This window comes from Hymenobacter sp. YC55, from assembly GCF_029433095.1.
Taxonomy (GTDB): Bacteria; Bacteroidota; Bacteroidia; order Cytophagales; family Hymenobacteraceae; genus Hymenobacter.
Genome location: NZ_JARNTX010000004.1, coordinates 145,425 through 167,561 on the forward strand (window position 1 = coordinate 145,425; position 22,137 = coordinate 167,561).

Annotated in this window: 16 protein-coding genes and 1 tRNA gene; 12 read left to right on the forward strand and 5 right to left on the reverse strand. The window is 52.3% G+C overall.

All coding sequences use genetic code 11. From position 1 onward, the window contains the following. Window positions 1-559: 559 nt before the first annotated feature. Both P1X16_RS23260 and kdpA read left to right on the forward strand, forming a co-directional pair. On the forward strand, window positions 560-1,915 hold the full coding sequence (locus tag P1X16_RS23260; RefSeq protein WP_277234306.1) for a sigma-54 dependent transcriptional regulator: 1,356 nt from the start codon (window positions 560-562) through the stop codon (window positions 1,913-1,915). An 844-nt stretch (window positions 1,916-2,759) separates the two neighbouring features. Then, window positions 2,760-4,460: a potassium-transporting ATPase subunit KdpA gene (gene kdpA, locus P1X16_RS23265; protein ID WP_277234307.1), complete on the forward strand. Its 1,701-nt coding sequence runs from the start codon at window positions 2,760-2,762 to the stop codon at window positions 4,458-4,460. A 25-nt stretch (window positions 4,461-4,485) separates the two neighbouring features. On the opposite strand, the gene P1X16_RS23270 is transcribed toward kdpA, so the two are convergent. Continuing rightward, the gene (locus P1X16_RS23270; RefSeq protein WP_277234308.1) at window positions 4,486-4,917 is read right to left on the reverse strand and encodes a hypothetical protein; all 432 of its coding nucleotides are present in this window, start codon (window positions 4,915-4,917) and stop codon (window positions 4,486-4,488) included. Between the two features lie 142 nt (window positions 4,918-5,059). On the opposite strand from P1X16_RS23270, the gene kdpB reads away from it, so the two are divergent. The 7 genes from kdpB to opgC all read left to right on the forward strand — a co-directional run bounded on the left by kdpB (window position 5,060) and on the right by opgC (window position 16,234). Further along, window positions 5,060-7,105 (forward strand): potassium-transporting ATPase subunit KdpB, encoded by a 2,046-nt coding sequence (gene kdpB, locus P1X16_RS23275; RefSeq protein ID WP_277234310.1) that lies wholly within the window; start codon window positions 5,060-5,062, stop codon window positions 7,103-7,105. 300 nt (window positions 7,106-7,405) lie between these two features. Continuing rightward, window positions 7,406-7,981 carry a potassium-transporting ATPase subunit KdpC gene (gene kdpC / locus P1X16_RS23280; RefSeq protein ID WP_277234312.1) on the forward strand — a complete coding sequence of 192 codons (576 nt, stop codon included), beginning with the start codon at window positions 7,406-7,408 and terminating at the stop codon, window positions 7,979-7,981. Between the two features lie 123 nt (window positions 7,982-8,104). Further along, the gene (locus P1X16_RS23285; protein WP_277234314.1) at window positions 8,105-9,250 is read left to right on the forward strand and encodes a porin; all 1,146 of its coding nucleotides are present in this window, start codon (window positions 8,105-8,107) and stop codon (window positions 9,248-9,250) included. Between the two features lie 176 nt (window positions 9,251-9,426). Continuing rightward, entirely contained in the window at window positions 9,427-10,599 is a 1,173-nt protein-coding gene (locus tag P1X16_RS23290) for a sensor protein KdpD (protein ID WP_277234316.1), read from the forward strand. Window positions 10,600-10,779: 180 nt separating this feature from the next. Then, entirely contained in the window at window positions 10,780-12,582 is a 1,803-nt protein-coding gene (locus P1X16_RS23295) for an ATP-binding protein (protein ID WP_277234318.1), read from the forward strand. A gap of 363 nt (window positions 12,583-12,945) precedes the next feature. Further along, window positions 12,946-14,406, forward strand: a complete 1,461-nt coding sequence (locus P1X16_RS23300; protein WP_277234320.1) for an HTTM domain-containing protein — start codon at window positions 12,946-12,948, stop codon at window positions 14,404-14,406. A 715-nt stretch (window positions 14,407-15,121) separates the two neighbouring features. After that, entirely contained in the window at window positions 15,122-16,234 is a 1,113-nt protein-coding gene (gene opgC, locus P1X16_RS23305; RefSeq protein WP_277234322.1) for an OpgC domain-containing protein, read from the forward strand. A 494-nt stretch (window positions 16,235-16,728) separates the two neighbouring features. On the opposite strand, the gene P1X16_RS23310 is transcribed toward opgC, so the two are convergent. The 3 genes from P1X16_RS23310 to pheS form a co-directional block, all read right to left on the reverse strand. Then, window positions 16,729-16,802: transfer RNA gene (locus P1X16_RS23310), tRNA-Asn, on the reverse strand. Window positions 16,803-16,898: 96 nt separating this feature from the next. Further along, a complete protein-coding gene (locus P1X16_RS23315; protein WP_277234324.1) occupies window positions 16,899-17,378 on the reverse strand; it encodes a hypothetical protein in 480 nt (159 codons plus the stop codon). Window positions 17,379-17,415: 37 nt separating this feature from the next. Continuing rightward, window positions 17,416-18,453 (reverse strand): phenylalanine--tRNA ligase subunit alpha, encoded by a 1,038-nt coding sequence (pheS, locus tag P1X16_RS23320; protein WP_277234326.1) that lies wholly within the window; start codon window positions 18,451-18,453, stop codon window positions 17,416-17,418. A 248-nt stretch (window positions 18,454-18,701) separates the two neighbouring features. Between pheS and P1X16_RS23325 the strand changes: the two genes are divergently transcribed. The 3 genes from P1X16_RS23325 (at window position 18,702) to P1X16_RS23335 (ending at window position 20,623) form a co-directional block, all read left to right on the forward strand. After that, entirely contained in the window at window positions 18,702-19,190 is a 489-nt protein-coding gene (locus P1X16_RS23325) for a hypothetical protein (RefSeq protein WP_277234328.1), read from the forward strand. Between the two features lie 66 nt (window positions 19,191-19,256). Then, the gene (locus P1X16_RS23330; protein WP_277234330.1) at window positions 19,257-19,643 is read left to right on the forward strand and encodes a hypothetical protein; all 387 of its coding nucleotides are present in this window, start codon (window positions 19,257-19,259) and stop codon (window positions 19,641-19,643) included. Window positions 19,644-19,978: 335 nt separating this feature from the next. Then, window positions 19,979-20,623: a hypothetical protein gene (locus P1X16_RS23335; RefSeq protein WP_277234332.1), complete on the forward strand. Its 645-nt coding sequence runs from the start codon at window positions 19,979-19,981 to the stop codon at window positions 20,621-20,623. Between the two features lie 116 nt (window positions 20,624-20,739). Here the strand turns inward: P1X16_RS23335 and P1X16_RS23340 are convergent, their stop codons facing one another. Beyond that, on the reverse strand, window positions 20,740-22,023 hold the full coding sequence (locus P1X16_RS23340) for a pitrilysin family protein (protein WP_277234334.1): 1,284 nt from the start codon (window positions 22,021-22,023) through the stop codon (window positions 20,740-20,742). Window positions 22,024-22,137: the final 114 nt, after the last annotated feature.

The following is a 22,137-nucleotide window of genomic DNA, read 5'->3' on the forward strand; positions in this document are numbered from 1 at the left end:
ATAGATAAAGGGCCTATCTTCCGAAGGGAAAGCAGCGCGCAGCCCCGCTAGTAGCGTGTGGCATGCGCTTAAAGAAGAGGTGGCCGTAATTGACACAAAGGCCGCCACTAGGGGCAACCACTGAAAAGCACTGTTCTGGTAAATGGCTTTGTACTGCTTGACGTACTGAAAAGTATGCTGCATAATATCACGCTGAGAAAAGGCAAAAGAATAGCTGCACACTTCTGGCGGGAAGTGGCAACAGGCTGTAAGGCGCCAGTCGTCAGGGTGGAGTGAGCTTGAAAATAATGCGAAAAGTAAAGGTTTATAATCCGGGTAATAGTAAAGATACGCAAACAGCTTTTAGATAGATATCGAGCACTGCTTCCTTAGGAAAGCCTGGACGTAGGGCAAGGGTTATTGCTTGGCTCTCGAATACAGCCCGATTGAGGTCTGCCTCAGAGTGGATTTGCAGCGCCGGAATTAGGTTGTGCGCATCTACGAATCGAGCTTTGTACGGCAACTGTGCTTTGCGTATGCCTGCTGCTCTGAAGTTGCCGATGATCTTCCCTCTTGCCCCATGCCTCAATCCAATACCATCCTCCTCATCGACGACGAAAACAGTCTGCGCCAGTTGGTAGGTCGGGTGCTGGAACTGGAAGGCTACACCGTACTCATGGCTGCCAATGCCCAGCGTGGGCTAGAAATCCTGCGTGAACACACCTCAGATGTTTTGGTGGTGCTGTCGGACGTGAAGCTGCCCGACGGCCACGGGCTGAGCTTGTTGCCGCGCTACAAAGCGGTGGCCCCGCTAGCCGAGGTAATCCTGATGACGGCTTTCGGTACCATTGCCGATGGGGTGCAGGCCATGAAGTCGGGTGCCTTCGACTACCTCACCAAAGGCGACTCCGATGACCAACTGGTAGTAGTAGTGGAGCGGGCCGCCGAAAAAGCCCGCCTCCAGCGCCGCGTAGCCGAGCTGGAAAAGCAACTGGCCTCGCAATTCACCTTCGATTCCATGATAGGCCACTCGGCGCCGCTGACGCAAGCCAAAGCACTAGCGTTGCGAGTAGCGCCTACCGACAGCACCGTGCTGCTGGAAGGACCCACGGGTTCCGGCAAAGAGTTGTTTGCGCAAGCCATTCATGCCGCCAGCCCGCGGCGCACCAAGCCGTTCGTAGCCGTTAATTGCAGCGCCTTTCCCAAGGATTTGCTGGAATCGGAGCTGCTAGGCTACCGCAAAGGTGCTTTCACGGGGGCGCTGGCCGATAAGCGTGGCCTGATGGAGGAAGCCAACGGCGGGACGTTGTTTCTGGACGAAATAGGGGAGTTGCCGCTGGAGCTGCAAGCCAAGCTGCTGCGGGTGCTCGAAACGCAGAGCTTCACCAAAATCGGGGATACCAAGCCCATATCCGTGAACGTGCGCATTGTGGCCGCCACCAACCGCAACCTGCGCCAGGAAGCCGAAGCCGGCCATTTCCGCCCCGACTTGTACTATCGGTTGGCGGTGTTCACAGTAGCGGTGCCTGCGCTTAATGCCCGCCGCGAAGACATAGCGCCGTTGGCCGAGTACTTCCTGCACTTCTATGCCGCCAAGCTGCGTAAGCGCCTGCGCGGCATGGACCCGGAAGTACTTGCACAGCTCCGCCGCCACGACTGGCGCGGCAATGTGCGGGAACTGAAAAACGTGCTGGAACGCGCCGCCATCCTCGCCGACACCGATACGCTAACCGTCGACGACCTGCCCACCGAGTTTCAGTATTTTGCAACGGAGCCAGTAGCCGATGAAGCCTCCGACAAAACCCTCCGCACCCTAGAAAAACGCCAGATTCGAGTGGTGTTGCAAGAAACCGGCGGCAACAAAATGGAAGCCGCTCGTCAACTCGGTATTGGCACCAAAACGCTCTACCGCAAAATCCAAGAGTACGGCCTGTAGCGTTGCCACCAACACGCTGTAGAGGCACGACACTGCGCGTCTCAATGTTGAATAATCAGCATGTCTACGTGTGAACTATATAACTAATTGCAAATCAAATTCATACAAAGCGTCATGCTGAGCGCAGTCGAAGCATCTCGCATGCTGACGTTGTACAAATGATGTTGCCAAAGTAACTGTCATGCTGAGCGCAGCCGAAGCATCTCGCGTGCTGACGTTGCAATGGCAAGGGGTTTACTACACTAGCGAGATGCTTCGACTACGGCTCCGCCTTCGCTCAGCATGACCGTCTTTCTTGGTGATACTCATATAAAGTAAGTAGTCCAGCTTAAAAAATCAGCAACGTCGAGACGCGAAGTGTCGTGTCTCTACAAATGGTTTAACCGGGTTATTCTGACCGACGCACCGGGTCAGAATAACCCGGTTTTTCTATGTCCAGCCAACGCCTAATCCGATGGGGATTAAATATAGGTATTGATAATCAAGCTGATACAGTGCATCTGGCTGGCAGGATTACAAACCGGGTCGGGATTGGCAAGAGGGAATGTGAACGTCAACAATCTGGCACTTATGGCACCTGCTCTTATGATTCCCTTGCTCACCGCGGCCGGCTGTGCTGGCTTCTGGCTCTTCTTTAAATCCATCGAGTTTTTCGACCACATCTAGCCCCGGCCTTCCCCATGATGATTGCCCTTTTTGTCTTGTCGCTGGCCGTGTTTGGCTACCTGATTTACGTGCTGCTCAAGCCCGAACGATTCTAATTTTTTGGGTTGCCCACGAGGAAGCGCCTTGGCCTCTACCACCTCGCTGAAGCCGGCAACCAGCCTCCGCATTTTCAACTGATATGAATTCTGAACTACTGGGCATCATCGGCATTTACCTGCTGACGCTGGTGTTAGCCATTCCGCTGGGCCGTTATCTGGCGCGCGTGTTCAAAAGCGAAAAGAACGCCCTGGATTTTCTGGCTCCTCTTGAACGGAGCGTGTTTCGCCTCTCGGGCATTGATGCCAAGCGTGACATGACCTGGCAGCAGCATATGGTGGCGCTGCTGACCATCAACCTGGTGTGGTTCCTGCTGGCCATGGTGGTGCTCTGTACCCAAGGCGCTTTGCCGCTCAACCCCGACGGCAACCCCTCCATGACGCCCGATCTGGCGTTCAACACCGCCATTTCATTTCTGGTGAACTGCAACTTGCAGCACTACTCCGGCGAATCGGGGTTGAGCTACCTCTCGCAGATGGTGGTTATCACCTTCCTGCAATTTGTGTCGGCGGCTACCGGTATTGCGGCAGCAGTGGTGGTAATCAACGCTTTGCAAACCCGCACCACCGATAAGCTGGGGAACCTCTACAACTACTTCGTGAAGAGCATCACACGGCTGCTACTGCCGGGCTCGTTGGTGGTGGCCCTGATTCTCGTGTTCAACGGCACCCCCATGACGTTGCAAGGCAAGCAGCCGCTTGTAACCGTGCAGGGCGACTCAGTGGCTGTATCGCGCGGGCCGGTGGCGGCTATGGTGGCTATTAAGGAGTTGGGTACCAACGGCGGCGGCTTCTTCGGGGCCAACTCGGCGCACCCGCTCGAAAACCCCAACTACCTCACCAACGCCACCGAAAACATTGCCCTGACCATCATCCCAATGGCTATGATTTTTGCGCTGGGTTTCTACCTGAAACGCCGCCGCTTGTCACTGATGATTTTCGGGGTGATGACCATTGGCTTTGTGGCGCTGCTGGCCCCTACGGTGTACTATGAGCTACACGGCAACCCCGCCATCAGCCGCATGGGCATCGACCAAAGCCTAGGGGCGCTGGAAGGCAAGGAAATGCGCTTCGGTGCGGCGGCCTCCGCCTATTGGTCTATCACCAACACGGTTATTAGCTGCGGCTCCATCAACTCCATGCACGATTCGTTTATGCCGATTTCGGGGCTGAGCCAACTGCTGGGCATGATGACCAACGCGTTTTACGGCGGCTGCGGCGTGGGCTTGCTCAACTTCTTCGCCTACCTCATCATTGCCGTGTTTGTGGCCGGGCTGATGGTGGGCCGCACGCCCGAGTTTTTGGGCAAGAAGATTGAAGCCCGCGAAATGAAAATTGCCGTCATCGTGACGCTGTTGCATCCGCTGCTGATTCTGGCGGGCACGGCCCTGGCTGCGCACACCTACGTGGGCAACCCCACCGAATACGCCGGCTGGCTGGCCAACCCTAGCTACCACGGCTTCTCGGAAATGCTCTACGAGTACACGTCCTCGGCCGCCAACAACGGCTCGGGCTTCGAGGGCCTCGGCGACAACACGCCGTTCTGGAACATCACCACCGGCGTGGTGCTGCTCTTGTCGCGCTACCTGCCCATCATCGGGCCGGTAGCCATTGCCGGCCTGCTGGCCCGCAAAAAATACACCCCCGAAGGCGCCGGCACCCTCCCCGCCGACACGGCTACCTTCGGCGCTATGGTGCTGGCTGTCATCGTCATCATTGCCGCCCTGGCTTTCTTCCCCGCCTTGGCGCTAGGCCCGCTGGCCGAGCATTTCTCGCTGTATTAGCCAGTATCGAGTAGGGAGTATTGAGTCAGACCCTGCGCTGGTTTTCTGCCAGAACTGAAAAGGTGAAAGACAGAGTATCGGTTGCTGGTGTCAGTAAGTCTTTGTTAGCAAACCAATCAAGATGGAAGTGTTCACCGGGACTCAGGCTTGATAGGCTTTTTAAAAAACTCCTCAGTTTCTGGAATGCTTCCAAGTCACCTGTAATCTTGAAATCTACACCCTCTACCTGCATTGTAATCAACCGGTTTGACTGGTCAACCAATTCTAATGACAGGTGATGTAATGACTTAGGATAGTAAATATTAGGTATTTGTCTGAGTGAAAATCCTTTTGTTGGGAATTCAGTCAGGCAGTAGGAGAAGCTAAGAAAATCAGCAGAGGTACCCGAAATATCAATTTCGGTGTGGCCTTCGAATTCCCCTTGTAGTGAGCAGATATTAACAGATAGTTCACACATAGTTATGAGAGCATACAAAGCTATTTCCAAATACACAAACTAAGTGCTTAGAAGCAGCAATTGATAACAACCAGTATTCTGGCAATGAGGCGAGTTCAGGCACATCTGCAACTCGTTTTATTCTCTTTCTCCTCAACTCCAAATGTCAACTAAATCTCAATCTCTCTTTCAACCATCGCTGGTGTCGGAGGCTGTGAAACAGGCTTTCGTGAAGCTCGACCCGCGCATCATGTTCCGCAATCCGGTGATGTTCACCGTGGAAGTCGGGACGGTGGTAATGCTGCTCGTGACGCTCGGGCTGCTGGTGCAGCCTGATGCCGCGCAAGGCAGCTTTGGCTACAATTTCACCGTGTTTCTGGTGCTATTACTGACCTTGCTGTTCGCTAATTTCGCCGAGGCCATTGCCGAAGCTCGCGGCAAAGCGCAAGCCGAAAGTCTGCGCAAAACCCGCGAAGAAACCCCCGCCCGCGTCATCGATCAGAACGGCAATATCAGCTCGGTTAGCTCCTCGCAGCTCCAGAAAGGGCAGGAGTTCATCGTGGAGGCCGGCGAAATCATTCCGACCGATGGCGAAATTATCGAAGGCTTGGCTACCATTGATGAGTCGGCAATTACCGGCGAATCGGCCCCGGTGATTCGGGAAGCGGGCGGCGACAAATCCTCGGTAACGGGTGGTACCAAGGTGCTGTCGGACCGGATTCGGGTGGTGGTGACGACGGCCCCCGGCGAATCGTTTCTCGACAAAATGATTGCGCTGGTGGAAGGCGCGTCGCGGCAGAAAACGCCCAACGAAATTGCCCTCACCATCCTGTTGGCGGGCTTTACGCTGGTGTTCGTGATTGTGTGCGTGACCTTGGCCCCGTTTGCTGATTACTCGAAAACGCCCATTGCCATTTCCGCCTTCATTGCGCTGTTCGTGTGCTTGATTCCGACCACCATTGGTGGTTTGCTTTCGGCCATTGGTATTGCGGGCATGGACCGGGCGTTGCGCGCCAACGTCATCACCAAAAGCGGCAAAGCCGTGGAGACGGCCGGCGACATCGACGTGCTGCTGCTCGACAAAACCGGCACTATCACCATCGGCAACCGCAAAGCTACCCACTTCTGGCCCGCGCCCGGCGTCGATGAGCAGCAGTTCATCGAATACGCCACCGTTTCGTCGCTCACCGACGAAACGCCCGAAGGCAAATCCATTGTGGAGCTGGCCCGCGAAAAGCAAGTGGACCCGCAAGCCCTGCGCAGCCGCCTCGACGGCGCTGAGCTCATCAAGTTCACGGCCGAAACCCGCAGCAGCGGCGTGACGCTCGCCAATGGCACCCGCATCCGCAAGGGCGCCTCCGATGCCATCCGCCAGCTTGCCGTGAAAGCCAACAAGCCCTTCCCGCAGGAAGTCACGCAGCGCACCGACGCCGTAGCCAGCAACGGCGGTACACCGCTGGTAGTCAGTGAAAACGACCGGGTATTGGGCGTGGTGGAATTGCAAGACATCATCAAGCCCGGCATTCAGGAACGGTTTGAGCGCCTGCGCAAAATGGGCATCAAAACCGTGATGGTCACCGGCGACAACCCGCTCACGGCCAAGTTTATTGCCGAAAAATCGGGCGTCGACGACTTCATTGCCGAAGCCAAGCCCGAAGACAAGATGACCTACATCCGCAACGAGCAGCAGCAAGGCAAGCTGGTAGCCATGATGGGCGACGGCACCAACGACGCCCCCGCCCTGGCCCAAGCCGACGTGGGAGTGGCCATGAACTCCGGCACCCAGGCCGCCAAAGAAGCCGGCAACATGGTGGACCTCGACAACGACCCTACCAAGCTCATCGAGGTAGTGGAAATCGGCAAGCAGCTGCTCATGACCCGCGGCACGCTCACCACCTTCAGCATCGCCAACGACGTGGCCAAGTACTTCGCCATCGTGCCGGCCTTGTTTATGGTCGCCATTCCGGCCCTCGGCGCGCTGAATATCATGGGGTTGAAGTCGCCACAATCGGCCATCCTAAGTGCTGTGATTTTCAACGCCATTATCATCCCGGCTTTGGTGCCGCTGGCCCTGCGCGGCGTGGCCTACAAACCCATCGGGGCCTCCGCTTTGCTGCGCCGCAACCTGCTCATCTACGGCCTCGGCGGCGTCATTGTCCCCTTCATCGGCATCAAACTGATTGACCTGGTAGTAGGCGCCTTCTTGTAATCAACTGATTAATAGAACGTCAAACTCCCTCCTCAAATGAGGAGGGGACGCGGTGGCAAAGCCGCCGCAGGGGTGGTTGACCGCGTTGCTGATGTTGTTTGTAATGAACGACTCAGCAGTGCGATTCAACTGCCAAATGAAACAACTACTCAGCTTTCCGCCGAATCACTCGCAAGTCGTTCACACGGCTTTACCACCCCGCCCTCCGGGCACCCCTCCTTGAAAAAAGGAGGGGAACTAGCTTCTAGCCTTTAGCTGGCTAATCGATTCTAGCTCCAAACTCCTTGCTTCTACCTTCTCATGAAAAATAACCTGCTTCCTGCTTTTCGTCTTTCCCTGGTCATGCTCGTGCTGTGCTGTGTGGTGTACCCCGCTATGGTGTGGGGTGCGGCGCAACTCTCGCCGGGCAAGGGGGAGGGCGTACAAGTGAGCCATAAAGGCCGCGTGGTGGGCTTCGCCAACGTCGGCCAGAAGTTCGACCGGCCCGAGTACTTCAACACCCGCCCTTCCGCCGTGGACTACAACGCCAGCGGCTCGGCGGGCTCCAACAAAGGCCCGAGCAACCCCGACTACCTGAAAGAAGTGCAGACCCGGGCGGGCGCCTTCTTGCAGCAAAACCCCACGGTGCCGCGCAACCAGGTGCCTGCGGAAATGGTGACGGCCAGCGGCTCGGGCCTCGACCCGCATTTGTCGCCCGCCGGGGCCTACGCGCAGGTGGAGCGGGTGGCTCGTCTGCGGAACTTGCCCGTGGAGCGGGTGCGGGAGCTGGTGAAAAGCCACATCGACGAGCCCATTATCGTGTTCTTTGGTCCGGCCGCTGTGAACGTACTGCGCCTGAATTTGGCCTTGGATGAGCTGGCTCCGATTCGCCGCTAACCAGGCGCAGGCCGCCGCAGTCTAGGCCATTCTCCAGAAGCTTTATTTGAAAGAACTAGTTTGCCTGCCAGTCGGCAGAAAACCGCTAATCCTACTTCGCCTCGCAACCGTAGGCGCTCCTTCATGAACCACGTATTGACCTTGGGCCTCGCCCTTACTGCCACTGCCGCCGCTACTAGCCATGCACTGGCGCAAACCACCCCCGTAACCGATACCACGCTAGTAGTGCCGCCGCAAGTTGCGCCCGCTCAAGCCACGCCCAACCCGCTGACTTTCTACGGCTTTGTGGATGGCTACTACGGCTACGATTTCAAGCACGCCGACACCCAAGACCGGCCAGGCTTCCTGTACTCGCACGACCGGCAAAACGAGTTTACGGTCAACAATGCCATCATCGGGATACGCTACGACAACGGGCAGGTGCGCGGCGCGTTGGGGCTGCACGCCGGCACGTACGTAGCCGCCAACTACGCCGCCGAAGACCAAGTGTTCAAGCACATCTACGAAGCCTACGCCGGTTTCCGGCCGTTTGAAAAGGCGTGGCTGGATGCCGGTATTTTCGGCTCGCACATCGGGTTCGAGTCGGCCATTAGCAAAGACAATTGGACGCTGACCCGCTCCCTGATGGCCGAAAACTCGCCGTATTACGAAGCCGGGGTTCGATTCACCTACGAGGTAGACCCCAAGCTGACCCTGACCGGCTTGGTCCTCAACGGCTGGCAAAACATCCGCGAAAACAACCAGAAGAAAGCCATTGGAACCCAAATTCAGTGGAAGCCCACCGACAAGCTGCTCATCAACAGCAGCACGTTCTACGGCAACGAGCAACCCCAAGGCTTGGCCCGACGCCGCCGCTACTTCCACAACTTCTACGCCACCTACGCCGCCACCGACCGCCTCTCCTTGGCCGTTGTATTCGACGTAGGCAAGCAAGAAAGAGCCGAGCGTGGCGGCAAAGACGACACCTGGCACACCGGCGCCGCCTTCGTGCGCTACAAGCTGGCCGACAAATGGAGCACCACGTTGCGCGGCGAGTACTACAACGCCGACCGAGGCGTCATTATCAACTCGATTTCCCCGGTAGCTTCCGACCAAGATTTGAAAATACGAGCCGCCTCCCTCAACCTCGATTACACGCCCACCAGCAACGTGGTAGTACGCATTGAAGGCCGCGGATTCCGCTCCCCTCAGCCCTTCCTGACCGACCGCAACAACCAACCCACCGACAACTATGGCAACCTCACGTCGAGCATTGCCATTTCGTTCTGACCCAACAACATTGTCGACCTAACCTGACTTTCGGCTCGACTTTCAGCATTCCCTGTCTGTCATCCTGAGCTTGCGAAGGACCTTCTCCCGCAAGAACTGCCGGCGAAACAACGACCACCGTTCCTGTCCCATAAGGTCCTTCGCAAGCTCAGGATGACAGATATACTTTAGAAGAAATGTCTCCCACCGATGATAATAACCTGCGCGACCAATCTGCCGAGCGGTTTCTGCGGCTGGTGCAGGAGCGGCGGCGTGGGCGGCTGAAAATCTACATCGGGCTGGCGGCGGGCGTGGGCAAAACCTACCGCATGCTCCAGGAGGCGCATGATCTGCTGGCCCACGGCGTAGATGTGGTGTTGGGCTATGTGGTGACGCATGGGCGGGCGGGCACCGAGGCACAACTACAAGGCCTACCGGTGCTGCCGCGCAAGCAGATTTTCTACAAGGGCCGGATGCTGGAAGAAATGGACGTGCAAGCCATTTTGCAGCGTCGGCCCTCGGTGGTGGTGGTCGATGAGCTGGCTCATACCAACGTGCCGGGCTCCCTCAACGAAAAGCGCTGGCAAGACGTGGAGCAGCTCGTCAAGGCCGGTATTTCGGTTATTTCAGCCGTGAATGTGCAGCACCTGGAAAGCCTGCACGACCAGGTGCAGAAGATAACCGGCACCGACGTGCAGGAGCGGGTGCCCGACCAAGTGCTGAAGCTCGCCGACGAGGTGGTAAATGTGGATCTCACCGTGCCCGAACTGCGCACCCGCCTGGAAGAAGGCAAAATCTACGACCCGCAGAAGGTGCCTTCGGCACTAAAGAACTTCTTTCAACCCGAAAACCTGTTGCAGTTGCGCGAACTGGCCTTGCGAGAAGTAGCCAACCAGCTCGGCCGCCAGATTGAAACCGATGCCGCTGGTGCCACCGCCGTAGCGCCCCAGCGCCGCAACGCCGACCGGCTGCTGGCCTGCATCAATACCAACGCGCGGGCCGCCAAGGAAATCATCCGCAAAACCTCCCGCCTCGCCGACCGCCTCGGCGGGGCCAAGTGGTACGTGCTCTACGTGCAAACCCCCGCCGAATCCGTTGATAGGGTAGGGCTGGCCACGCAACGCCACCTCATCAACAACCTGCAGCTGGCTACCGAGCTGGGCGGCCAGATTCTGCGAGTGAAAGCCGATGATATTGTAACCGAAGTGATGCGAGTCGCTGCTGAAAAAAACGTGTCGTTGCTCGTCTGCGGCGTCACGGGCAGCAAAAGCTGGTGGGCTCGCCTTACGCGCCGCGGCATCACCGATAACCTAATCCGGCAAGTAGCCCACGATACCCAAGACCTCGATATTTACTTGGTAACCTATTAGCGCCTATTGTTAGAATAAAAAAGAACGTGTCATGCTGAGCGCAGCCGAAGCATCTCGCGTGCTGACGTTGCCATGCTAACTGGTTTTACCACACTAGCGAGATGCTTCGGCTCCGCTCAGCATCACACGTTCCTTTATCCAAGTTCTCGAGCTTCCCAAGCCCCAAGCCTCTAGCAGTTCATGAATCTTAAGACCAAAATTACGCTGGCTTTCACATCCATGCTGCTGCTGCTGCTTGGGGTGAGTGGCTATATGCTGTATTCCCTCAACCAACTGGACCGCACCTCGCGCAACGTACTCAAGGACAATCTATACTCTGTGGAATTGGGCCAGCAGATGCTGCAGGCTCTCGACCAACTACAGGTTCGGGAGGCACCCGCGAATAGAGAGGCGCAGCAACGCTTTGAGTTGCTGCTGGCGCGAGAGGCGGGTAACATTACGGAACCCGGGGAGCAGCAAGTGGTTGATTCCTTGTTCGACAGGGTAGTGGAGTTGAACCGGTATCTGGCTTCCGATACTACCTCGCCGCAACTATGGAATGCGCACATGGCTGGTTTCCGCCAACTGACCTACCGCATGGTAGCCCTGAACACGCATGCCCTCACCCGCAAAAACGAAGCTGCCAACCGCACGTCAAGCCAGCAAACCCGCTACGTGCTGGCCCTGCTCACCTTCGCGGTGCTGGTGGCGCTACTGTTTGTACTAAGCGTACCCGAAGCCGCTGTTATGCCTTTGCGCCAACTCTCAGCCAGTATCGACCATGCTGCCAACCAGGACTTTACGGCTTCGATTCCGGTGAAAGGGCACGACGAGTTTGCTACTGTGGGCCGCAACTTCAACCGGATGCTAGTGCAATTGCAAAGCTACCGCACCTCCACGCTGGCCGAGCTGATGGCCGAGCGCAACCGCGTAACCAGCATCGTGAACACGCTGGATGAAGGCCTGCTGCTCATCGATCAGAACCGCCGCCTTATCGTGGTGAATCCGGTAGCCAGTATGCTGCTCGCCATGCCCACTGAGAAGCTGCTAGGCCGCCGCGCCGACGAAGTAGCCGCTGAAAACGACCTGTTCAGAGAGATGCTACACCACCTCGATGTGCCAACCCCGCAGCGCGAACAAGAAACGCCGCTGCTCACCATTGCTCAGCAAGGCGAAGAAGTGTACTACCATCTCAGCGTACACGATGTGGTTAGCTTCAACGAGGCCCTCGACAAAAAGGAATTTGTAGGTTCGATTCTGACGTTGCGCAACATCTCGGAGTTTAAAAAGCTAGACCAAGCCAAATCCAACTTTCTGGCTACCGTATCGCACGAGCTGAAAACGCCGCTGTCCAGTATCAACTTTAGCTTAAAGCTGTTGCAGAACGGCAAAGTCGGTCCGCTTAATGCCGAGCAGCAGAACATTGTGCTTACCCTCAAGCAGGAAAACCAGCGGCTCTTGAAGCTGGTAGGCGAGCTAATCGACGTATCACGTCTGGAGTCGGGCAATATCCAGCTGAACTTCCAGCCGAGCCACGTGCACGACATCGTGCAGTTTGCCGCCGACACCATCCAGCTTCAACTCAAGCCCAAACAACTCCACTTAGCTGTGGAAGTGCCCAACAACCTGCCCCCAGTGCGTGCGGACATCGAGAAAACCGCCTGGGTACTGCTCAATGTGCTGGCCAATGCCATTCGCTACTCGCCTGAGCAAGAACAAATCCGCATCAACGCTATTTTATCTGCCGACAGCCAGTATGTACAAGTGAGTGTGCAAGACAAGGGCCCTGGTATTGCGCCGCAGTATCAGGAGAAAATCTTTCAGCGCTTCGTTCAGATTCCTGATAAGAACGGCTACAAAGGCGGATCAGGCCTAGGCCTCAGTATTGCTCGTGAGTTTATTGCTAGCCAGGGCGGCCAATTATGGGTGGACAGTGAGCTAGGCGCGGGCAGTACATTCACCTTCACGCTGCCCGTGGCTCCTAGAACGGATACACTGGCTTAGCGCCAGTTTACCACCTGCTCCAATATGGTGGAAGTAGTTAAGAGAAAGGGAGTTAAATATCCAAATTCAACTGCATGTCGACGGCCCATTAGGACCAAGAAATAGTTGTAGGCTGTGCAGCTCATTACTAATCAGCAGTCATAGCAGAGTTTAGAGCTAAAGCAATTCTAGCCGCTGCTAATTCAGATTTGCTGTCGGCTGTCACCCCGGATGAACAGTTAAGATCAACTACCAACAGTGAGTTTATCCTAGCTGCTTTTACAGCAACTAACACGAGTCACAGCTTATAGTTATAGCGAGGTATTTGGAAATAGAATATAGATTGTACAATTTTACTTTTATTTATAATATATAACATAATTCATGGGGGAGTACTCACTGCCATACAATGGCCGGCTTGATAAGCTTGCGCTTTTTAGTTTTGCTTGGGCTGTCGCAAACGTGTTTCATGCTTTATCGTTTGCTGATCGAATCAGTTTGCAGCATCCTTTTGCCATAGGTGTTTTGACGGCAGCCGCTCTAGTTACGCTGATCCCATGGTCAGTGTGGCCTCTTCTGCTAATGCTGTTTTGCAGCGTGCTAAACACGTTCGAATGGATGCCTTTTGCTCCTAACCACATCACGTTCGAATTCATTATGAACAGTGGCATACTGGCAACACTTGTTTGGTCGATTGTCCGGCTCTATCTGAAAGAAAAAGCTATTGCGGCGGTAAGAACACCTGATTTCAGAGACGCTTTATTCCAGACAGTTGCTCCCTTTATCCGCATTAGCCTATTTATTCTCTACTTCTATGCTGTGCTGCACAAACTAAACTGGGACTATTTCAACCCCAATATTAGTTGCAGTGTGTTCTTATTGTCTGGTTACGCAGGTAGAATTTCTTTCATACCAGACAACACTCTAGTGCAATGGTCGGCAATATGGGGTACTATACTAATTGAAGCTGCGATACCGCTACTGCTCTATTTCCGAAAAACCCGCTATGCCGGTGTCTTGCTTGGATGCGGATTTCACTATTTCCTTGCTCTTCATCCGCATCCAGGGCTGTATAGTTTTTCAAGTATGCTATTTGCTATCTACTTTCTATTTATAGCCGACGATGTTGCGTCTACAATCCATAGCTTCATAAGTAACATTTCATATAAAAGACAACGTCTACTGTCGTTACTTCGAGTACTCTTCTTTGTTGCGGTACTAGTATTGCTTATGCTAGCATTAACAGCAGGTGCTCATATCGATAATATTGTGCACAAGTTGGTTATAATAGGTTTCCTAATCTGGCTCTTGTGGGGATTAGTACTCATGGCCCTTTATCTGTTTACTACGCTGCGCCATGTACAGTTAGCGAATAGTTCTGGTGCACTGTTTCACATTAAACAACCAATATTATTAGTTGTGCCCCTGTTAGTGCTCTTTAATGGCCTAACACCTTACTTAGGTATTAAGACGCAAACTAATTTCTCTATGTTCAGTAATCTAAGGACAGAAGGTAATATAAGTAATCATCTGTTTATTCCGACTGCTCTGCAAATTTTCGATATGGAGAAAGATTTAGTCGAAGTAACTAAAACTAACCTCCATGGGCTTCAAGACCTTGTGGACAACAAGCAGGTTATACCTTATTTTGAGTTTCAGCGAATTACCAGTACTGCTCATTCCGACTTCTACGCTACATACATATACAGAAACAAAGCGCAGACAATTGTTGTAAAAGGAGAAAGTAGTAACCATCCTGAGTTATTGACTGCTCATAATTGGCTCGCTGCAAAGTTCATCCGCTTTCGTCCAGTCGACAAAGGACCATGCTTATGCAAGCATTGATATAAAAATGCTTATTAGGTTATTTGTAAAACGTTGAATGTCTATTTTTTAAGCAGCTGAGTGTTTGATAATTTGTTTATTAAATAAATTTGAAAATTGTTGTTTATTATCTACTAGAAAGGCATCAAGTACGGCGACATTGTTTTCTATATTACTGAAAGCTCTGATTAACTAAAACTAAATTGTAGTTGATCAAGTAGTCTGTTTTAACGGTGTGCATTGTATAGAGCTCTAGTAACATAATGTTTCCTAATTGTTATGAGGTGCGTGTAAGCTGCAACTTGTTCAGAATACCAGAATGCTTAAAGTAATGCGCAAATAAATCTTGTAAGAAAGTAATTGATTTTGATTAGGGTATAAGAGCACACTAGGTAGATGCTAATCTATATCAGTCTTAAGATCAATGTTCTTGTATAAACATCTATACATAGGCCACATACTATTGATGGTTCCTGTATAGGATTATTTAGGGTTGATAGGCGGATCAAGTATGTCCTGGAATCAGGTTTAGGCTATCGTTATAAAAATAATCAATATATTTATGCGTTAAAGGCAAAAAAAGCCATTCTTCACACCCTCGTTGCTTGAACCGTTCAGCTAGCAAGCATCAAGCTTGCAAAGTGAAGATCAAGCGAATAGGAGCATACAAACGGGTTATAAGCCAACAACTACAAGTTTGCTAGGCTCACAGTCTGTATGTATTAAAACTTGCCTGATGAAAAGAAGCGCCCAATTAGATTTCTTTAGAGGTCTTTTATTGATAGTTATTACAATAGATCATGCATTAACGTATAATAATATTATAAAAAGATTTACCTATGAGTTTTTTGGCTGGGTTTCAGCAGCGGAAGGATTCGTATATATATCAGGTTTAACTGCAGGCCTGGTGTATTACCACAAATACGTAGAAAAGGGAGAGCAGCATGTAGTGAAAGCAGCCAGAAACAGAGTTATAACTCTCTATAAGTATCATGTGGCATTGTTGTTCTTTGCTTTTTTAATTATTATATCTAATTATTATATAACTGAGTATTGGTCACAGTATTATGGCTATTTGTTCCAAAAGCCGCTACTGTCTATTATACTAAGTAGTGCGCTGTTATATCAGCCTATGTTCATGGATATATTGCCCATGTACACAATTTTCGTGGCTTTCATTCCTATTCTAGTTAAATGCTTTAATAAAGGATTGGTATGGCAAGTACTTACTGCATCGATAGCTATCTATATAGCAGGTGCCTTAATCCATCCTTATCACATAATTGATGCTCTGGTTTCCAACAAGAATATCCAGACTGGATTCTATAATTTATTGTGTTGGCAATTATTATTTGTCCTAGGTGCAATTTCGGGCTTCATGTTCTATAGCGACAGAACTAAAAAAATTATCAATAGCCGCTATATTTTCTGCGTATGTACATCTGTTGCTTTTGTGCTATTTATTGAGAAGAATTTGCATTTAGGTATTTCTGAAATCAACATCGAAAGGCTGACCGAGAAATCTGGTTTAGGGATAGTGAGGTTAGTAAATTTTCTTGTCTTATGTTTCATGGTTATATATGCGGCCGCTCGTAACAAAAATTGGTTTGTTAATAAGTATATATGTTATCTAGGTAAGTACTCGTTAGAGGTGTTTTCTTTTCATATTGTATTGATAATTACCTTTATGCCTCTAAAGGTGTACCTCAACAATATTTATACAGTTAAGCTCACGGAGAATTTCTATTTGTATCCTTTAAGTAGTTTGTTTGTGCTATTTCTATTAGTGCCAGCCTTGTATTTGGCTCCAACTTTAGTAAACAAAAAAATAGTGCCCATTACAAAGTGAGCCAGTCTTAGCTTGCTTCGTTATAAGTAGCTTTTGATTGCAAAATGTAGCCCGATGTAAATTCGTGTTTACATCGGGCCTTTTGTTATGCCAGTTGCTTACTGGAAAAATTCACAAGCTGTATTCCACCTGTAGTTTACTTACTGGTAAGATGCACCTGTTTGCTGACACTGAAGCTAGGTCCAGCAACTAAGCCATAATAGCAATCAGTGCTGTGCTCAGTGCTTTCTTGCATACTGCAATTGAGACATTCATCTTTACTCCTTGTGCGTTGTAAGCAGGAAGTCAACTCCTCATATGCAGTGCTAGCAATTTCTGCCTGCACAAAAAGCAATTAGAAGCCACGCCAGATGTGTGTTTACACTTTGGTGAATCTGAGGGAAAACCTAAACAAAAATCAGCCTCTGCGTTTAGCTGCAAAGGCTGCTTTTCATGGTATACAAAGAAGAAGCCCGGCAGTCTACTCGAGGTGAGTAAACTGCCGGGCTTCTTTGCGCTCCCTCCTGGGCTCGAACCAGGGACCCTCTGATTAACAGTCAGATGCTCTAACCGGCTGAGCTAAGGAAGCGGTTATGGCAACGGCTATCTGTCGTTGCGGGTGCAATATTAGGTCAAAAGGAAGGGTTGTGCAAGCATTACTCTCAAAAATATTTCAAGAAAGTGCCTAATTGGTGATACTCAGTATGTTTCCTGAAAGTGCAGTGCTGTATTTGCGGAGCGGCCGACTTGCAGGACCGCCTTGTACGCGGCCTTGCAAGTCGAACTGTGAGCCGCAGCAGGCATCTTTCAGAAACAAGCGTGAAGGATCAATGCTGACCCGGGCGCAGGTATCGCTGACACGGTAAGGGCAGTTACGCTCGAAAGCAAGGTAAGTGCTAGCGTTCTGCCGCACGATGATTAAGCCCCGCAGCCCGCCAGTAAAATAAATGGCGCCGTTGTCGGCACGAAGGGCAGTGTACTGCTGATTGGTGATGTTAAGACTCTCGCTGAAGCTAACTATAGGAATCTGCGGCTCGACATTGGTCGTGTCGGAGCCGCAGGCTACTACTAGTTGACTGCCAAGCACAGCTACCGCCACCAAAGCACGCCAAGTGTTTAATGTAGGCCGCGGAGGCACAGAGGGGGCAGTGGGCAGTTCTATCATTCGCTACAGAGAGAAATAGTGCTTGCTAAACTGCAGGCTACTGCACGGCCTCAAACTGGCGCAGAAACCGCAGGTCGTTTTCCGTGAATAGGCGTAGATCCTTGATCTGGTATTTAAGCATCGTGATGCGCTCGATGCCCATGCCCCAGGCGTAGCCAGAATAACGCTCCGGGTCGATACCAGATTGCTCTAACACGGCCGGATCTACCATACCACTTCCGCCTATTTCAACCCAACCGGTCTGTTTGCAGATGTTGCAGCCTTTGCCTTTGCAGATAAGGCAGGTGATATCAATCTCGGCGCTAGGCTCGGTGAAAGGGAAGAAAGAAGGACGGAACCGTACTTGTACATCATTGCCGAACAGCTCCTGCACAAAGTAGTATACCGTCTGTTTCAGATCGGCGAAGCTGACGTTTTCATCCACAAACAAGGCTTCCACTTGGTGGAACATCATGTGAGCACGGGCCGAAATAGCTTCGTTACGATACACGCGGCCCGGCATGATGCTGCGAATAGGTGGCTTCTGCGTTTGCATCACCCGTACCTGCACGGGGCTAGTATGGGTGCGTAGCAACCACTCTTGTTCGCCAGGGGTACGGTGGACGAAAAATGTATCCTGCATATCCCGAGCCGGATGGTTTTCGGGGAAGTTGAGGGCGGTAAAGTTGTGCCAGTCATCTTCAATTTCCGGTCCCTCCGCCACGTTGAAGCCAATGCGCGACAGGACGCGCACAATCTCCTCGCGCACCAAATTTAGGGGGTGGCGAGTACCTAACTGGTTAGGGATGGCAGGCAGTGTGTAGTCGAACGTGGGGTCGGCGGGGGCATTGCGAGTGGCTGCTTCCAACTCCTGCTGGCGCTCCTCGAAACGGGCTAGTGCCTGCTGTTTGAGTTGGTTCAGCTCTTGGCCCACCGCTCGGCGCTGCTCTTGAGGTACGTTTTTGAGCTGATCGAACAGATCGGCTAGCTGACCTTTGCGACCAGTGTAAGCAATGCGGAACTGATCGAGCAGTTCGGGCGTGCTCAGGTCATAGGCTTCAATTTCGGCGCGTAGCCGCGTGATATTCTCCTGCATAGTAAGGCAAAGATAAGTTTCTGGCGGCTGGTTTCCTGTTTCCGACTATAGTGCCGTGCTGAGTTTTAAGCGAAGGATAAGGCAAAAATCAAAACTCATCATCGAAAAATAAAAGTTGGTACGGTTGCTGCAAAAGGCATTCACACCAGCGGCTCACAGCCGGAACGCGGGGCGCCACCCGTTCAGCTTAGTTGGTCTTTTTTGAGCATCAAGCCGCCTTCCTTATTTATTCTTCTGCCTTCCTTGCCATGAAAACCCTACTTTTCACTGCTTTCCTTGTGGCTGCCTCGGTCAGCGCTTCTTTTGCTCAAACGCAAACCCCAGCCACTGATCCTTGGTTGGACACGCCGGCTACTACCGTTGAACCAGCTGCTAGTGCTGCCGATGTGGAGACTCCACAATACAACACGGGCTGGAGTTCGGCTCCTGGTCATAGCTTGAGTTTGCATGGTAAGCCTACCACTGATTATTGGGGCCGTCCGCTCAAGAAAAAAGCAAAGAACTTAACCACTGTAGCTGCTAAAGAAGCCGCTTATGCCGAAGAGGAAAGCGCCGATCCTATGATGCATTCATCGGGGGTAATGGTGGCGCCGGGTATGAGTTCCTCGCCTTACCGTGGAGTGAGTACCGATTATTGGGGCCGCCCTTTGAAAAAGAAGACAAAAAACTCCACTCTAGCAGCCAAGACAGTGCAAGAGGAAGCTTCTGTCACAGCTAATACCACAATGGGTTGGTAAGTACGGCCGAGATAGGTAGATTTCTCGTAGGTTAGAAAAATCCAGCCTTCACTTAATCCGCCTATCATGCGTTCGTCTCTACTTCTGTGTGTGTCGCTGGCTTTCGCTGGCCTATTACTCGCTGCTTCTGTACAAGCACAGCAAACTACTCGCTCCTCTAGCACTAAGAAGGCTGCCAACGGGTATCATCGCACCACCAACACCAAAGCCAGGCCTCGGGCTGGTGCTTATGCTCGCTATGACCGGTCCGGCCGTCGTAACGAAGACGATATGAAATTGGCCCCTGGATTGCGCCTGAATATGCCAAGCCCGCCTACTACCGACTACATGGGCCGGCCTCTAAAAAAGAAAGCGCCGAAGGTAGCGGCTACTAGTGCTACTTCGATGTCTTCGGAAAGAACAACACCTACCAAAGCTGCCCCGGCTACCCTTAAAAAAGCCCGTAAGCGCTAAAAGCCGTCTTTGTCAAACTCAGCAGTTTAGTGTTATTCCGATATGGCCTTGCTGTAAATCAATGAAAGCCTTGCCCCGCACGGAGCGAGGCTTTTCTTGTTTTCACTGTTTGCTAGCCACAGGACAAAATTTTTTACAATATGTATTAGTCTCTATATTATAGTTGATTATGTGAGCGTTAACTAAAAAAGTGCGGTCCGATTTCCTTTTTAAAACCGATACTTCTCCTGCCAGGAACTTCTGCTTTTCTCACGCGTTTGAGGGGAAAGTGTACAAGTACTTTCTTGACTGTAGGAAGGTCTGTAACTTGCACAAACTATTTAAAGCATTTTCTGATGAATCGAATCTTCCTCCCGTTGCTGTTGGCTGGTGCTGTTCTTATAGCTGCTCCTTCTCAAGCTCAATCCAAACAAACCAAGTCATCGGATGGCTGGGGTTCTTCTGATGGCTGGGGCACACCAGCTCCAGCGCCTAAAAAGGCTACCTCCACCAAGAAAGCAGCAGCGGCTCCAGCAGCCACTACAGCGCCTGTCCCAGCTCCGGCAGCTGCCCCCGCAGAAGCACCTGCTCCGGCCAACGAAATGACCTCAGGCAGGGGTGGATTTGGAGGAGCTGCTGCGGCTACTGCCGCGCCAGTTGAAATGCAGCCCGGAGGATCAGTGGTCGCTCCTGGTTTCACGGCTGCACCTTCGCACCGCGTAACCACCGATTATCGTGGCCGGCCAATTGCTCCCTACATCCGTCGCAACGTGCGTCGTCCTGATCCAGTGGTAGCACCAGCGCCCGCCCCAGAGCCAGAGCCAGCTCCGATTGTAGAAACTCCGGCCCCAGCGCCTGCTCCAACAGCGGCCGCCGCTACTGCAACCAAAGCTTCGGGTGGCGCTACGGCCGCTCCAAAGAAGACCACTACCGCTCCCAAGAAAGCAGCACCCGTCAAAAAGAAAGACGACGGCTGGGGTTCGGGTGGTAGCGGCTGGTAAGCTCCCACTCATTTGACTAGCACTAATAAGGCCTACTCGAGTTATCGGGTAGGCCTTTTTCGTATTTGAAGACAGGTAGACTACAGTGCTACTTGCTTTTGAAAAGCACTAGTAGTTTAGTCTTCGGCTGATAGGGCAACTTCAACTGGCTCAGGCACGACAGTAGTCTGTGCTCGGTAGTAAAGCGTGCTGCAATTGTCGGGGCGAAGCACTTCGCGGGCAGCTGCTTGCAGATCGGCAGGCGTTACGGCTTGCAAACGTGCGCTTTCCTCGTTTACCAGATTAGCATTGCCCATTAGCTTGCTATAAGCCAAATTCATGGCCCGATGTAGCAGTTCTATTTCGCCGAACACTATGCTGGCCTCGGCCTGATTCTTCACCTTTTCCAACTCGGCAGCCGAGACTTGCTCGTCGCGGAGCGCTGCTATTACTGCTTCAACGGCTGCATCGGCAGCTTCCAGGGTCACGCCCGTATTAAGCTTACCGCTTATTACCAACAAACCGGGCTCCAGTGAACCCGTAGCTGTGGCAGAAATAGAGTTGAACAAGGGCTGCTCTTTCACCAGTTGCTGGTATAAGCGGCTCGACTTGCCACGACCCAACAGGTCACCTAGCAAGTCAACGCTGTAGTACTCAGGAGCCGTCCGGGCGGGCATGTGGTACACCTTATAAAGTGCATCAAGCGGAACGTCGGCGGTGACCTCCAAGAACCGGGCTTCCGTCTGGCGTGGCTCAACGGGTAGTTGCCGCTCGTAGCGCGGTCCGCCAGGAATTGGACCAAACCATTTCTCTGCTAATTGTTTTGTCTCTGCTACCGTTACGGCGCCAGCCACCACCAGAATGGCGTTCTGCGGAGCGTAGTGCTTTTTGAAAAAAGCCCGTACATCATCCATCACCGCATTTTCGATGTGGCTGATTTCCTTGCCAATAGTTGCCCACTGATAGGGGTGGTGCTGATAAGCCAAAGGCCGTAATTTCAACCATACATCACCGTAAGGCTGGTTGAGGTAATTTTGCTTGAACTCTTCTACTACCACTTTACGCTGCACTGCCAGCCCGTTTTCCGAGAAAGCCAAGTTTAACATCCGGTCCGATTCCAACCAGAACCCAGTTTCGAGGTTGGCCGCCGATACAGTGAGGTAGTAGTTGGTGACGTCGGGAGAGGTGAAGGCATTGTTTTCGCCGCCTACGCGCTGCAGCGGTTCATCATAGCTCGGGATATTGATAGAGCCAGAAAACATCAGGTGCTCAAACAAGTGCGCAAAGCCAGTATGGGAGGCCTCTTCGTCGCGTGAACCGACATTGTAGAGCACATTGAGCACCGCCATAGGCGTGGTATGATCCTCGTGTACTATGCAACGCAAGCCATTGGCCAAAGTGAATTCTTCGAAATGAATCATGAAAGCGAAGTTGTGAACGGGTACTTATCTAACTACAAGCACGCGGGTTGGGTTCGGAATTTCTTCTGTCTGTACGCAGGAGCTTACACAGGTATACTTCTAGGACGGATATAG

What these genes read in the sequence shown, in the direction of transcription:
- pheS (WP_277234326.1), bottom strand. Translation starts at nt 18,453, where the DNA reads ATGCAGGAGAATATCACGCGGCTACGCGCCGAAATTGAAGCCTATGAC.
- P1X16_RS23325 (WP_277234328.1), top strand. Translation starts at nt 18,702, where the DNA reads ATGAAAACCCTACTTTTCACTGCTTTCCTTGTGGCTGCCTCGGTCAGC.
- P1X16_RS23330 (WP_277234330.1), top strand. Translation starts at nt 19,257, where the DNA reads ATGCGTTCGTCTCTACTTCTGTGTGTGTCGCTGGCTTTCGCTGGCCTA.
- opgC (WP_277234322.1), top strand. Translation starts at nt 15,122, where the DNA reads ATGAAAAGAAGCGCCCAATTAGATTTCTTTAGAGGTCTTTTATTGATA.
- kdpC (WP_277234312.1), top strand. Translation starts at nt 7,406, where the DNA reads ATGAAAAATAACCTGCTTCCTGCTTTTCGTCTTTCCCTGGTCATGCTC.
- P1X16_RS23260 (WP_277234306.1), top strand. Translation starts at nt 560, where the DNA reads ATGCCTCAATCCAATACCATCCTCCTCATCGACGACGAAAACAGTCTG.
- P1X16_RS23285 (WP_277234314.1), top strand. Translation starts at nt 8,105, where the DNA reads ATGAACCACGTATTGACCTTGGGCCTCGCCCTTACTGCCACTGCCGCC.
- P1X16_RS23315 (WP_277234324.1), bottom strand. Translation starts at nt 17,378, where the DNA reads ATGATAGAACTGCCCACTGCCCCCTCTGTGCCTCCGCGGCCTACATTA.
- P1X16_RS23290 (WP_277234316.1), top strand. Translation starts at nt 9,427, where the DNA reads ATGTCTCCCACCGATGATAATAACCTGCGCGACCAATCTGCCGAGCGG.
- P1X16_RS23300 (WP_277234320.1), top strand. Translation starts at nt 12,946, where the DNA reads ATGGGGGAGTACTCACTGCCATACAATGGCCGGCTTGATAAGCTTGCG.
- kdpB (WP_277234310.1), top strand. Translation starts at nt 5,060, where the DNA reads ATGTCAACTAAATCTCAATCTCTCTTTCAACCATCGCTGGTGTCGGAG.
- P1X16_RS23270 (WP_277234308.1), bottom strand. Translation starts at nt 4,917, where the DNA reads ATGTGTGAACTATCTGTTAATATCTGCTCACTACAAGGGGAATTCGAA.
- kdpA (WP_277234307.1), top strand. Translation starts at nt 2,760, where the DNA reads ATGAATTCTGAACTACTGGGCATCATCGGCATTTACCTGCTGACGCTG.
- P1X16_RS23335 (WP_277234332.1), top strand. Translation starts at nt 19,979, where the DNA reads ATGAATCGAATCTTCCTCCCGTTGCTGTTGGCTGGTGCTGTTCTTATA.
- P1X16_RS23295 (WP_277234318.1), top strand. Translation starts at nt 10,780, where the DNA reads ATGAATCTTAAGACCAAAATTACGCTGGCTTTCACATCCATGCTGCTG.
- P1X16_RS23340 (WP_277234334.1), bottom strand. Translation starts at nt 22,023, where the DNA reads ATGATTCATTTCGAAGAATTCACTTTGGCCAATGGCTTGCGTTGCATA.